Origin of the sequence: Hahella sp. CCB-MM4 (assembly GCF_002260525.1) — a bacterium.
In the GTDB taxonomy this organism is placed as follows: domain Bacteria; phylum Pseudomonadota; class Gammaproteobacteria; order Pseudomonadales; family Oleiphilaceae; genus Hahella.
The window spans coordinates 60,873-74,412 of the sequence record NZ_MRYI01000020.1 but is presented as its reverse complement, the minus strand read 5'-3'; the positions used below and the strand labels follow the sequence as shown (position 1 = coordinate 74,412).

At 49.0% G+C, this 13,540-nt stretch carries 11 protein-coding genes; 10 read left to right on the top strand and 1 reads right to left on the bottom strand.

Annotation, left to right across the window (positions count from 1 at the left end):
• Positions 1-28 precede the first annotated feature (28 nt).
• The 7 genes from BTA51_RS25025 (at position 29) to BTA51_RS24995 (ending at position 9,260) form a co-directional block, all read left to right on the top strand.
• Positions 29-1,324 (top strand): homoserine dehydrogenase, encoded by a 1,296-nt coding sequence (locus BTA51_RS25025; RefSeq protein ID WP_094711820.1) that lies wholly within the window; start codon positions 29-31, stop codon positions 1,322-1,324.
• Between the two features lie 92 nt (positions 1,325-1,416).
• Complete coding sequence (gene thrC, locus BTA51_RS25020) at positions 1,417-2,808, top strand: threonine synthase (protein ID WP_094711819.1); 1,392 nt, start codon at positions 1,417-1,419, stop codon at positions 2,806-2,808.
• An 11-nt stretch (positions 2,809-2,819) separates the two neighbouring features.
• Entirely contained in the window at positions 2,820-4,571 is a 1,752-nt protein-coding gene (recJ, locus tag BTA51_RS25015; protein WP_094711818.1) for a single-stranded-DNA-specific exonuclease RecJ, read from the top strand.
• Positions 4,572-4,645: 74 nt separating this feature from the next.
• Positions 4,646-5,173 (top strand): hypothetical protein, encoded by a 528-nt coding sequence (locus BTA51_RS25010; protein ID WP_168188287.1) that lies wholly within the window; start codon positions 4,646-4,648, stop codon positions 5,171-5,173.
• A gap of 137 nt (positions 5,174-5,310) precedes the next feature.
• Entirely contained in the window at positions 5,311-6,915 is a 1,605-nt protein-coding gene (locus BTA51_RS25005; protein ID WP_094711816.1) for a glycerol-3-phosphate dehydrogenase/oxidase, read from the top strand.
• 128 nt (positions 6,916-7,043) lie between these two features.
• Entirely contained in the window at positions 7,044-7,619 is a 576-nt protein-coding gene (locus BTA51_RS25000; RefSeq protein WP_094711815.1) for a hypothetical protein, read from the top strand.
• A 225-nt stretch (positions 7,620-7,844) separates the two neighbouring features.
• Positions 7,845-9,260, top strand: a complete 1,416-nt coding sequence (locus BTA51_RS24995) for a nucleobase:cation symporter-2 family protein (protein WP_094711814.1) — start codon at positions 7,845-7,847, stop codon at positions 9,258-9,260.
• Between the two features lie 78 nt (positions 9,261-9,338).
• On the opposite strand, the gene BTA51_RS24990 is transcribed toward BTA51_RS24995, so the two are convergent.
• A complete protein-coding gene (locus tag BTA51_RS24990) occupies positions 9,339-9,779 on the bottom strand; it encodes a carboxymuconolactone decarboxylase family protein (protein WP_094711813.1) in 441 nt (146 codons plus the stop codon).
• Between the two features lie 282 nt (positions 9,780-10,061).
• Between BTA51_RS24990 and BTA51_RS24985 the strand changes: the two genes are divergently transcribed.
• From BTA51_RS24985 to lysS, 3 genes are all read left to right on the top strand, one after another.
• Positions 10,062-10,565, top strand: coding sequence for an acyl-CoA thioesterase (locus BTA51_RS24985; RefSeq protein WP_094711871.1), 504 nt, complete (start codon positions 10,062-10,064; stop codon positions 10,563-10,565).
• Positions 10,566-10,735: 170 nt separating this feature from the next.
• Positions 10,736-11,834, top strand: a protein-coding gene (prfB, locus tag BTA51_RS24980) for a peptide chain release factor 2 (protein WP_141215672.1) whose coding sequence is annotated in 2 segments (ribosomal slippage) — positions 10,736-10,810 and positions 10,812-11,834 — 1,098 coding nt in all. Because the reading frame shifts where the segments join, the coding sequence is not laid out codon by codon here.
• A gap of 181 nt (positions 11,835-12,015) precedes the next feature.
• Entirely contained in the window at positions 12,016-13,539 is a 1,524-nt protein-coding gene (lysS, locus tag BTA51_RS24975) for a lysine--tRNA ligase (protein WP_094711811.1), read from the top strand.
• Position 13,540: the final 1 nt, after the last annotated feature.

Genomic DNA, 13,540 nt, shown 5'->3' with positions numbered 1-13,540 from the left:
CGAACTGCTGTATTTGTGGAGATGAGAAATGAAAATTGGTCTGTGCGGTCTGGGCACTGTAGGTAGTGGAACTTTTAATGTTCTGACTCGTAATGGAAGCGAAATTGCTGCCCGTTGCGGAATGCCTATTGAAATTGTTCAGGTCGGATCCAGACGTCCCAACCCTGCATGCGAACTGGGGCAAACCTCGTTTACTTCCGATATTTTTGCTGTGGCGGAAAATCCTGAAGTGGAAGTCGTCGTAGAGTTGTTGGGAGGAACGACGATTGCGAGGGATTTAATTCTCAAAGCCATTAATAACGGCAAGCATGTAGTGACTGCAAATAAAGCACTTATTGCTGAGCATGGTAATGAAATCTTTGCTTTGGCCAAGGAAAAAGGTGTTACGGTGGCCTTTGAGGCTGCAGTGGCTGGAGGCATTCCGGTAATAAAAGCATTACGTGAAGGCCTTGCAGCAAATGAAATCAACTGGCTGGCAGGTATTATCAACGGCACCGGAAACTTTATTCTGACGGAAATGCGCGATAAAGGCCGAGCCTTTGAGGATGTGTTAAAGGAAGCTCAGGCGCTTGGTTACGCTGAAGCTGACCCTACCTTCGATGTGGAAGGTATCGATGCTGCCCATAAGCTCACGATCCTGGCATCGGTGGCTTTTGGTATTCCTCTCCAGTTCGATAGAGCCTATACCGAGGGCATCAGTAAGGTTGCTCCAGAAGACGTGCAGTATGCGGAAGAGTTTGGATATCGCATAAAGCATTTGGGGATTGCCCGCAGGTTGGAGTCCGGAGTTGAATTGCGTGTTCACCCCACTTTGATTCCTGAAAACCAGCTGATCGCCAAGGTGGATGGTGTTATGAATGCCGTTGTCATTGATGGTGATGCAGTCGGTCAGACACTTTATTACGGAGCAGGTGCTGGTGCAGAAGCTACAGCTTCTGCTGTTATTGCGGATCTGGTAGATATCGCAAGGGCATCCAAGCAGGGTGCAAATGTAGGCGTTCCCTCTTTGGGGCATAGCGATGACCAACTCAAAGATCTCTTGGTTGTGGAGATGGAAGAGGTGGTCAGTGCTTACTATTTGCGGATTCTGGTGGAGGACCATCCTGGCGTGTTGGCGAAAGTCGCACAGATTCTCAGTGAACATGGCATCAACATCGAGTCAATCGTCCAGAAAGAAAGCGAGCAGCATGATGGTCTGATTCCGATGATCATGGTGACCCATAGGGTTCAGGAAAAAAATATGAACCATGCCATTGAGACGATTGAAGCTCTGTCCGAAGTGAAGGGTGAAGTTATGCGTATCAGGGTAGCAACGCTGAACTGAACCCTGACGTGGAAAGATCAGGTCTGGAATTATCTGAATAATCAAGGCTGTCGGAGAGCCGGCAGCCTAAGCGAGATTCAAAGGTAAATATCGTGAAATATATCAGTACCCGCGGCCAGGCGCCGGCCCTTAACTTTGAAGAAGTCCTGCTGACCGGGCTTGCATCGGACGGCGGATTGTATGTTCCTGAGTTTTTGCCAAAGTTCACCATGGAGGAGATTGCTTCCTGGAATGGCTTGTCTTATGACGAATTGGCTGTGAATATCATGTATCCATTTGTGGAAGGATGCATCAGTCGAGAAGAGTTTTCGGCAATAGTTAAAGAAACTTATGCAGAATTTGCCCACACAGCATGTGCTCCCCTGAAGCAAATAGCGTCAAATGAATGGGTGATGGAGCTCTTCCATGGGCCGACGATCGCGTTCAAGGACTATGCACTACAGTTACTTGGTCGTCTGGTTGATCATTTCCTGGAAAAACGCCAGCAGAAAGTGGCAATTCTGGGCGCTACCTCCGGCGATACCGGCTCAGCCGCGATAGAAGGTTGCCGACACTCCAAGCATGTGGATATCTTTATCCTTCATCCTCATGACAGGGTATCGGAAGTGCAGCGTCGACAAATGACGACTGCGCCGGGCGATAACGTTCATAATCTTGCCGTTAAAGGGAATTTTGACGATTGTCAGCGTATGGTGAAAGCCAGCTTCAATGATCAATCTTTCCTTAAGGATCGTCAGTTGGTGGCGGTAAACTCCATCAACTGGGCGCGTATCATGGCCCAGATCGTCTACTATTTCCATGCGGGTATCAGTCTGGGAGCGCCGCATCGCAGTATTTCGTTCTCCGTGCCTACCGGAAACTTTGGCGATATTTTTGCCGGCTATTTGGCCCGCAATATGGGGCTGCCGGTTAATCAACTGGTTATTGCCACAAACCAAAACGATATTCTGCATCGCTTCATGAGTCAGAATCTCTATCAGATGCATCCTCTGCAGCATTCCCTGTCACCAAGCATGGATATCGTCGTATCCTCAAACTTTGAGCGTTTGTTGTTTGATCTGTTCGGTCGGGATGGAAATGCCATTGCTGACTTGATGACTCGGATGAACTCAGAGGATGTTTCCATTGAAGACTATCGCTGGAAACAGGCCCGCGAGTTGTTTGATTCTCACCGCGTAGACGACAGTGAAACATTGGCGGTGATCAAGCAATTGTTTGATGAAACAGAAGAGATCATGGACCCTCACACGGCGATTGGGGTTGCTGCAGCCCGCGCATGTCGTCGGGATGCCAAAGTGCCGATGGTAACTCTGGCAACTGCACATGCCGCCAAGTTTCCGGAAGCGGTGAAAAAAGCGGGGGTGGATGTTGAGCCTCAGTTGCCACATCACATGGCTGACCTGTTTGAGCGCGAGGAACGCTTTACGGTTATCGAGAATGATTTGCAGGCAATACAAAGTTTTGTGCAGGAGCATCTGACCTGATCTAATTCGGCATGTCGCAAACCACTACATCCACACTCAAAAAGAAGATCGTGCGTCGGCCTGTGCCGGCGCCGAACTCTCCTCAGGAAGACTCACTGCCCCCTCTTATCCGACGCATATACTCTGCGAGGGGGATAGTGTCATCATCAGACTGTGATTACAGCCTGAATCGTTTAATACCGCCCGAACGCCTGAAAGGTATGGACGAAGCCGCCGCGATCCTTGCAGAGGCGGTGTGTCAGCAGCAACGTATTTTGTTTGTCGGCGATTTCGATGCTGACGGTGCAACCAGTACTTCTGTCGGGATACTGGCCTTACAGATGTTGGGAGCACGGTCGGTAGACTACATTGTTCCAAACCGGTTTGAGTATGGATATGGCCTGACACCGGAGATTGTAGAAGTTGCTGCCTCGCGAAACCCTGATGTTCTTGTGACTGTGGACAACGGCATCTCCAGTTTGGAGGGAGTTGCAGCTGCCAAGAAACTGGGCTGGAAGGTTGTAGTGACGGATCATCATTTGGCCGGCGATGAACTGCCTGAGGCCGATGCCATTGTGAATCCCAATCAGCCAGGGTGCAGTTTTCCCAGCAAAGCAGTGGCGGGTGTTGGTGTCATATTCTATGTGATGCTTGCTGTTCGTCGGCTGCTGCGTGAGAACCATTGGTTTTCACGTTCTGGATTGTCAGAGCCAAATCTTGCGGAATTATTGGACCTTGTCGCGTTAGGGACTGTGGCGGATGTTGTGTCGCTTGATGGTAACAACCGTATTCTGGTGGATCAGGGGATTAAGCGAATTCGTGCAGGCCGTTGCAGGCCGGGTGTTCTTGCATTGCTTGAAGTGGCGAATCGCCAGCCTGCCAATCTGGTTGCATCTGACTTGGGGTTTGCTGTCGCTCCAAGATTAAACGCTGCCGGACGACTGGAAGATATGAGTCTTGGTATTGAATGTCTCCTGACCGATAGTATGGTGGAAGCCCGTGCAATGGCGCAGGAGCTGGATGGACTGAATCATGCGCGTAAGGCCATCGAAAAAGACATGCAGGAACAGGCTTTGACAATTCTGTCCGGACTAGGGGAGCTAGGGACGGATATGCCACCAGGAGTGTGTCTGTATGAGGAGTCCTGGCATCAGGGAGTGATTGGTATTTTGGCGTCAAGAATCAAGGATAGGCTTCACCGTCCTGTGATTGCATTTGCCGCCACCGAAACGGATGAAATCAAAGGTTCTGCCCGTTCTATCCCTGGATTGCATATTCGGGACTGTCTTGATGCCATTGCCAAGAAACACCCGGATTTATTGAACAAGTTCGGTGGACATGCCATGGCGGCGGGTTTGTCGCTAAAGTCGGAAAAGTTTCCCTTATTTGCAGAGGCATTTGCTGCAGAGGTTGGGAATACGCTGACAGAAGATGATCTTCAGGCCACCATTTTAACTGATGGTGAACTGGCGCCCGATGAGCTTAGTCTGGAATCCGCGCAGCAATTGCGCACGGCCGGCCCCTGGGGGCAGGCATTTCCGGAGCCAATTTTTGATGGTGAGTTTGAAGTGGCAAGTTGGCGGATTGTGGGTGGACATCACCTGAAGTTGACGCTGTCGGAACCTCGAACCGGGCGATTGGTTGATGGGATTCAATTCAATGTTGATCCTGGTGTCGATTATGACCAATGGAGCAGGGTTCATTTGGTGTACAAGCTCGACGTTAATCACTTCCGAGGTGAGTCCAATCTGCAGCTACTGGTGGACTATTCAGAGCCTGTGTGATCAGGCATAATCTCCCGCCCTGAAAGTTTGTCATGTATTTAAGTTTTTTAAGGAGTCGTAAAGTGATTAGGGATATGTCTATCAGATTTCTTCTTTTGTTCGTTGTCATCGGGTTTGCAGGATGTGCGACAAAGGAGTTTCCGGCAAACACCTCAAATTCTGCTGTCTTGGTGATTCCCAAGGTTCATCATAATGAATCATTAGAGCAGTGGGTAAGACGCTATATTGTTGTTATTTCAAAGGAAGATGAGAATGGCAATATGGTTGATGTAGAAAAAGTCGGTTTAGCTAGCGACTCCTCATCCTTTGAGGTTGTAGGTTTGGAACCAGGGGAATACGAGCTATCCCGCATGGAGTGGGTCGGAACTTCGGGTTGGCGTGCTCACAGTGCCATGGGCGAAGGTTACCCATTAGGAATACCGGTAGAATTGAAAGACGGTAAGGCGACCATTCTACCTTATAGATTCGCAATGACTCAGGAAAGTAATGGCGGCGGCGTTACAGTCTGGTTCAATATTAATCTATTAGAGGCTGGTGAGAAGCAGGCCCTAATGAACGAAGTTAAGATAGCTCCACGCTCTGGTCAGTGGTCATTCGATTGATCAAATAGTGGCAGTGCCCTATATCTTTAAGCGGCACTGCCCAATTTCCTACCCCTCTTCAGTTAGTTAGGCAAACCCCAAATTTATCCCTCCGGCATTCCTCGTCTACACTTAACAAGTGGATGCAGGAGGGTTGAATGGAATTACGCAAGAATAATATTCAGAAACTGCAACACCAGATTTTTGATGTCCTGGTGCTTGGCGGTGGAATTAATGGTGCCGTTTCCGCTGCTGCATTGTCTGCCAGAGGCTTAAAAGTCGCCCTGATTGATAAACGAGACTTTGCCGGTTTTACCAGCCAGCACTCCTCCAATTTAGCTTGGGGGGGGATTAAGTATATGGAAACATATGAGTTTGGGCTGGTGCGTAAGCTATGTATGTCTCGAAACCGATTGATGCGCAGCTATCCCTCTACCGTTCAGGAAATTCGTTTCTTTACCACGATTAAAAAAGGGTTTCGTTATCCCCCCTGGTTTCTATATCTGGGAGCCGTACTTTACTGGTTTATGGGAAACGGCTTTACCCGGTTCCCAAGATATATGTCTCCAGGTCGAATTCGCCAGGAAGAAAGTATCGTTAATACTGAGGGGGCCACAGGAGGCTTCGAATATTCAGATGCTTATCTTCATGATAATGATGCCCGTTTCGTATTTAACTTTATTCGCTCTGCAATGGACTGCGAATGCGTGGCAGCGAATTATGTAGAGTCTCTCGGAGGAAAAAGGTTTGGCGGTCTCTGGTCGATTGAAGCCAGGGATACATTGACGCAAGAGCCGTTGACGATCCAGGCAAAAGTTCTAATCAATGCCTGTGGTCCTTTCGTTGATGAGCACAATAAGATGATGGGGCAAACCACTAGCCACCGGCATGTATTTTCCAAGGGGGTCCACCTGATTGTCGACCGCCTGACTCCGAATAAACGTGTTTTGACGTTCTTTGCCGATGACGGGCGGCTGTTCTTTGTTATCCCCATGGGGCCAAAAACCTGTATAGGTACGACAGATACCCGAATGGAATCCCCCTACAGTCATGTAACAGATGAAGACCGGCATTTCATTCTGGAAAATATTAACGCCCGGCTCAACCTTCCCAAGCCTCTGACAGAGTCCGATATCGTGGCTGAGCGTTGTGGTGTGAGGCCCTTGGTGGTTGGTGGTGGTGAAGGGGAGTCTACCGATTGGCTGCAATTATCCCGCAAACATGCCATCGATGTTGATAAGGAAAGTCGCCATATCAGTATCTATGGAGGTAAGCTGACGGACTGTATCAATGTGGGGGATGAGATCTGTGACCATGTTGCCAAGCTTGGTATTCCCATTCCGTATCCGGAAAAGATTTGGTACGGAGAGCCTTCTGATACCACGCGTGATGAATTTTTTCATCAGGCTGCTCTAATGGGTTTGAATGAACACACGTCTCCCAGTTCCTCAGAACAACTTTCGACCCGCCTATGGCGCCGCTATGGTGCTCACGCCTTTCATCTGCTTGACCAAATTCGCGCCGATCCGACTAAGGCTGACTTACTGATTGAAAACGCCGAGTATTTGCGCTGTGAAATTGAGCTCGCCGCCAGGCGGGAAATGGTCACCAAACTGGAAGATTTCCTCCGCCGCCGCTCGAAGATATCGCTAGTCGTCAGAAACGAAATCGTGGAGGCTGCTCCTGGTTTAAAGGAGGCTTGCAGGATTCTTTTTGGTGATGAGGCGGAGGCGAAATGGGATGAGTATTTTAAGTCGCATTGAGTACAAGACTGGCGTTGAGGGCTTTTTCCGAGTCGAGAGTGAGGTTGGTCAATAATTCGTGTGATATTTCGGCAGAGTCGCTGATTATGATATGTTTTCTTATCGCTTATTGTAGAGATTAAAGGTAAATGCCTGTTGGTACTCGGAAACGTCTTCTCTGGAGCCTTCTATATCGGATATTAAAAATCCAAGATCAGTTGGCCACCAAAAAAGTCCTGATTGCTCTGACAATTCTTTATCCAGTTTTCCCCCTGCTGTTACTTCCGGCTGTCGTCGATACCGATGGCGCGCCGATTCTGGATACCTACTTTTTCTATAACGCGGATGTGGTTTATCGGATATTGGCCGAATACAGCGAAGCGGCCCGGCAGAGTTATATGCTCGGAGCGGTGACAGTAGACGTTATTTATCCTGTCTATTATTCAGTGTCTCTCAGCCTGCTGCTGACGTATGTGATCAAGCCTCTCAGTTCTGGAAAAGATCGAATTCAATATCTTCGATTGTTGCCGTTTCTGCCTATGGTTGCTGACTTTGCAGAAAACGTACTGTTAAGTAAGGTGTTTTCGGCTTGGCCTGTGAGATTGGACTGGGTTGCTGATATCGCAGGTTATGCGACGCTGATCAAATGGTCAGGATTAGCTGTGGTGTTTGTTGTGATTCTGCTGCTCGCCATCATCAATCTCTGGTTAAGTCGTTTCAAGTAATAGACTATTCCCAATAGTTTTCTATGCCTGCTCATAGCGCAGACCTTCCAGCCAGGCACAAATTTGGTGCCTGACTCACTTTATCGACAGAAGATTTATTGTCCCAGCCTCACGAAAACTACAAAGGAAAATGAAAGTTAACCATTTGGTCAAATATTTGCTTGGGTTGATTAGTTCTAACAATTGATTAAAAAATAGATAGCGCTAATGCTCTGGAGAATTGTCATGGCCGAACCACAACAAGAATCAGAACTTCCACAATCAGAGCTTCTTTATAAGCTGGACGATAAGCCCCCTATACCTGCCGCAGTATTGGCGGCCCTGCAACACGTGCTAGCCAGTTTTGTAGGGATTATCACTCCCACGCTGATTATTGGTGGCGTTCTTGGCTTGGGGAGTGAAGTGCCCTATCTGATCAGTATGTCTCTGATTGTGTCTGGGGTTGGAACCTTTATCCAGGCCCGAAAGTTCGGGCCTGTAGGGTCTGGATTGGTGGCATTGCAGGGGACGAGCTTTGCATTTCTCAGTTCAGTGTTGGCCGCCGGCTTTATCGCCAAAGGGCGGGGAGGTGGACCGGAAGAAATTCTTAGTCTGATATTTGGTGTCTGCTTTTTTGGGGCTTTTATTGAAATATTCCTGAGTCAGTTCCTGGACCGGCTTAGGACATTTATCAATCCGCTGGTGACGGGAATTGTGATCACTACCATCGGGCTGTCTCTGATCAAGGTGGGAATGACGGATCTGGCGGGAGGATTTAAAGCTCCCGATTTTGGCAGCTTACAGAATCTGGCGCTTGGTTTCGGAGTGCTGACTGTGATTATTGTCTTGAACCAGAGTCGTAATGCTTATGTTCGCTCAGGTGCCATATTCTTTGGGCTGATTCTGGGATTTATTGCCGCATCAGTTCTGGGGAAAGTCGATTTTTCAAAAGTCAGCTCGATGGATTGGCTGGCAATACCTTTACCCTTCAAATATGGATTTTCGTTTGATATAGAAGCTTTTATTCCTGTAGCACTGATCTACCTGATTACGGCTATTGAATCGTCGGGGGATTTGACTGCCACCTCCATGGTATCTCAGCAGCCCATTGACGGTGATCTCTATCGTTCCCGTATCAAAGGTGGTGTGCTGGGAGATGGTATCAATTCCATGATTGCTGCCATATTCAATACGTTCCCCAATACTACTTTCAGTCAGAATAATGGTGTTATTCAATTAACCGGGATCGCCAGTCGTTATGTGGCGTTTTGGATAGCGGGAATTCTGGTGGTGTTAGGTTTATTTCCGATCATAGGTGGCGTTTTTCAGCAATTGCCCAAGCCCGTTCTTGGTGGTGCAACATTGGTGATGTTTGGAACAGTCGCGGCTGCGGGAATCAGAATTCTGGCTACCCTGGACCTTGATCGCCGGACCATGTTGATCATGGCGGTTTCATTCGGTTTGGGGTTGGGAGTGGCAACAGTGCCGGATGTGTTAAAGGAAATGCCCAAAATAGTTCAGAACATATTTGGTTCTGCCATCACGGTCAGTGGGTTGACGGCAATTATTCTGAATACTCTGATGCCAAATGAGCCAAAGCGTCTTCACATTACAGCCACTGGGACTGCCTCCGATTCCGGTGCTTCTGAAGTCGGTTCCTGAGAAAATCGTTCGGATTTGAAGATAGACAGGCTCCCCGAAAGGGGAGCCTGGAGGCCTAAAACATAGAGGCCTAAGCGCTTAGAAGCGTTTGTGCGCGCATGAAATCTGCAGTCTGTTCCATTGGTTGATCATGGCGATAGCCAGTGACAGATTGGCAATCTGGTTGGCATCAAACTGCTCTGCCAGCTTGTAATATATGCTGTCCAGATCGCTGGCGCTTCCTCTGGTGGTCAGCGCTTCGGCCCATTCCAAAGCCGCTTTTTCGCTGCTGGAAAAAAGACCCACTTCCGACCAAACCACCAGTTTATCCAGACGATCCTGGCTCTCGCCATCCTTGCGCGCTTCTTTCAGGTGCATATCGATACAGAATTCACATCCATTGATCTGTGAAACCCGGAGCTTAATCAGATGTTTAAGCTTTGCGGGCAGTGAGGAATTTGCAATCGCCTCTTCTACTTGTATCAATGCTTCAAACGCTGCAGGGTTTTCTTTTCTGTAATCGAATCTGATTTCGTTCATATGATACCTCGTTCATCGTTTTGGTTTGATTAAGCCATCTGCTTTCTATGAAATTCAGTGGTTGCAGATAAGACGGTTTAGAGGAGGGAGATGTGACACCAGCAGGGAAAAATTTTTGAAATAGTGGAGAAGGGGGCCGGAAGAGACGCGAGCTTAGTGAAATCACTTAAACCCTTTCGCCAATGGAGGGAGAGATATATGGGTGGTTAAATGGTGGTACTGTATATTGGTAACCAAGACCCACAATTGGTAACGAAGACCTACGCTGAGCCTGGAGTCCCCATGTCAACTGCCCACGGATCCAATGATAAAAATGACAAGCATCGCCTGACCCTCCGATTTCTTGCGGAGCCAACGGATGTGAATTTTGGCGGGAAGGTTCATGGTGGAGTGGTCATGAAATGGATTGACCTGGCCGGATATGCCTGCGCTTCAAGCTGGAGTGGTCGTTATTGTGTGACAGCCTATGTTGGCGGAATCCGGTTTATATGCCCGATACACATCGGCATGGTGGTAGAGGTAGAAGCCAGGGTCATCTATACCGGACGAACCAGTATGCATCTGGCCATTGATGTGTATTGCCGTGATCCGATTGAACAGGAACGAAAAAAAGCCACGCACTGTGTGATGATCTTTGTTGCGGTGGATCGGGACTCCAAGCCCGTCGGCGTTCCGGAGTGGTCTCCACGCACTGAGGAAGAAATCCAGCTACGGGATTATGCTCTCAAGTTAATGTCGCTACGTCAGGAAATTGACGAGGAAATGCGGGATTATTTCGATTCCTAACTCTGCTCCTTGTTGTCTCCTTGATAAGCTCAGGGTGAGCGCCGGTGTTGTTGATAGCTCAAATGACTGCCGTGTTCATCCTCCCGCTACAACTCATTCACAACTTCCTTTACAATAGCCGCCCACATTTTGATCCATCGTTATCGAATAAGCGCGGAGATGCCCTGTTCATGTTAGAAGTCGCCCCGATTGTAAACCGAATTAAAGACCTCAGTGAGCGTACTGAATCCTTACGGAGGTATCTTTGACTACGACGTCAAGAAAGAACGTCTGGTCGAAGTAACCCGGGAACTTGAAGATCCCAACGTATGGAATGATCCAGATCGTGCCCAGGGCCTGGGGCGTGAAAGATCGTCTCTGGAAGCGGTCGTCGAAACCTGTGAAACGGTCACCAGCGGTCTGGCGGATGCCAGGGAACTGCTGGATATGGCAGTGGAAGAGCAGGATGCTGATGCAGTCTCGGAAATTGAGGGTGAGCTGGACAGCTTGACTACCCGGGTGGAAGAGCTGGAATTCCGTCGTATGTTTGCCGGGGAAATGGATCCCAACAATGCCTATCTTGATATTCAGGCCGGCTCCGGCGGAACAGAAGCCCAAGACTGGGCTAACATGATCCTGCGGATGTACCTGCGTTGGGGCGAGCGTCGCGGCTTTAAAACAGAGCTTATTGAAGCATCTCCTGGTGAAGTGGCAGGTATTAAGAGTGCCACCATACATTTCCAGGGTGAATATGCCTATGGCTGGCTGCGTACCGAAACGGGCGTACATCGCCTTGTAAGGAAATCACCGTTTGACTCGGGCAACCGTCGTCATACCTCTTTTGCATCGGTCTTTGTTTCCCCGGAAATTGACGACAATATTGATATTGAAATCAATCCGGCAGATCTTCGCATCGACGTCTACCGGGCATCCGGGGCTGGTGGTCAGCACGTTAACCGGACGGAGTCTGCGGTACGGATTACTCACTTGCCGACCAATACCGTGGTGCAGTGCCAGAACGACCGTTCCCAGCACAAGAACAAAGATCAGTGTATGAAGCAGTTGAAAGCAAAGCTGTATGAGCTGGAACTGCAAAAACGGAACAGTGAGGCCCAGGCGGTGGAAGATAGCAAGTCAGATATCGGTTGGGGCAGCCAGATCCGTTCATATGTTCTGGATCAGTCTAGAATCAAGGATTTGCGGACAAACGTAGAAACTTCATCCTGCCAGACAGTATTGGATGGTGATCTGGATGACTTTATCGAAGCGAGTCTGAAGCAAGGCCTGTAAATGCTCACAGAGATCGGCGGCATATGCCTGTTCGAGCAGGAGGTTGCCGGTCCTGACGGAATTAAGTGGCTACTTAAACTTAATAGTAGCGATGAGAATCAGTAACGAATTAGCAATGAAATCACTTGGCATGATGCGTTTACTCGCCAGATGCCAGGAATAAAAGTGGAATAGGGTAATCATGACTGACAATCAAACTTCGGCACCTGAAGAAAATAAACTGATCGCGGAGCGACGTGCCAAACTGAGTAAGATTCGCGAACAGGGACAGGCATTCCCGAATGATTTCCGTCGAGATGCCAATTGCGCCGACCTGCAGGCCCGTTATGGGGAAGAAGACAAGGAAGCCCTGGAAGGTATGGGTATTCGCGCGAAGGTTGCCGGTCGCATTATGACCAAGCGTGGTCCTTTTATCGTGATTCAGGACTCTACCGGACGTATTCAGTTTTACGTGAACAACAAAACGTTGTCACCTGAGCAAAAAGAGATGGTCAAGTCCTGGGATTTTGGGGATATCGTGGCCGCCGAAGGTGTTTTGCATAAATCCGGGAAAGGGGATCTGTACATCGATATGGAAACCCCACGTCTGCTGGTAAAGGCTCTGCGTCCGCTGCCGGACAAATTCAAAGGGCTGTCTGATACAGAAGTGCGCTATCGCCAGCGCTACCTGGATCTGGTGGCCAATGAGGACACCCGTGAGACATTCAGAATTCGCTCGAAAATCATTGAAGCAGTTCGGTATTTCATGTCCAAGCGTGATTTCATGGAAGTGGAAACTCCCATGCTTCAGGTGATCCCAGGCGGTGCTACTGCCAAGCCGTTTGAGACCTATCACAATGCCCTGGATATTGAAATGTTCCTGCGGATTGCTCCGGAGCTTTACCTGAAGCGCCTGGTCGTGGGCGGTTTTGAACGGGTATTCGAGATCAACCGTAACTTCCGTAACGAAGGCTTGTCTACCCGTCACAATCCAGAGTTCACCATGATCGAATTCTATCAGGCCTATGCAGATTACAAGGATCTGATGGATCTAACGGAAGAGATGCTGCGTTGGGTGGCTCAGGAAGTGCTGGGTACTACGCAAGTTCGGAATACCAAGCGCAATGAAGACGGCGAAGTTATTGAAGAGACTATTTATGACTTCGGACAGCCATTCCAGCGTATGACCGTGTTGGAGTCGATTCTGCATTTTAACGCTGACATCAAAGCGGAAGAACTGAATGATCTGGAGGGGGCTAAAGCGATCGCTTCAGGTCTGGGGATTCCATTGAAAGAGACCTGGGGTCTCGGCAAGATCCAGATTGAGATTTTCGAGAAAACCGCTGAGCATCGTTTGATGCAGCCGACGTTTATCACTGAATATCCCACTGAGGTTTCTCCTCTGGCGCGCCGTAACGACGATAACCCATTTGTGACGGATCGCTTTGAATTTTTTGTGGGCGGCCGCGAAATTGCCAACGGCTTCTCTGAATTGAACGACCCTGAAGATCAGGCCGAGCGCTTCCGCAAGCAGGTGGAAGAAAAAGAGGCGGGAGACGACGAGGCAATGTTCTTTGATGAAGACTATATCGTGGCGCTTGAGCATGGGATGCCGCCAACGGCAGGTGAGGGGATTGGGATTGACCGGCTGGTCATGTTGCTGACAGATTCTCCCTCCATCCGCGATGTCATTCTATTCCCGCATATGCGTCCCCAGGGAGTTTAAG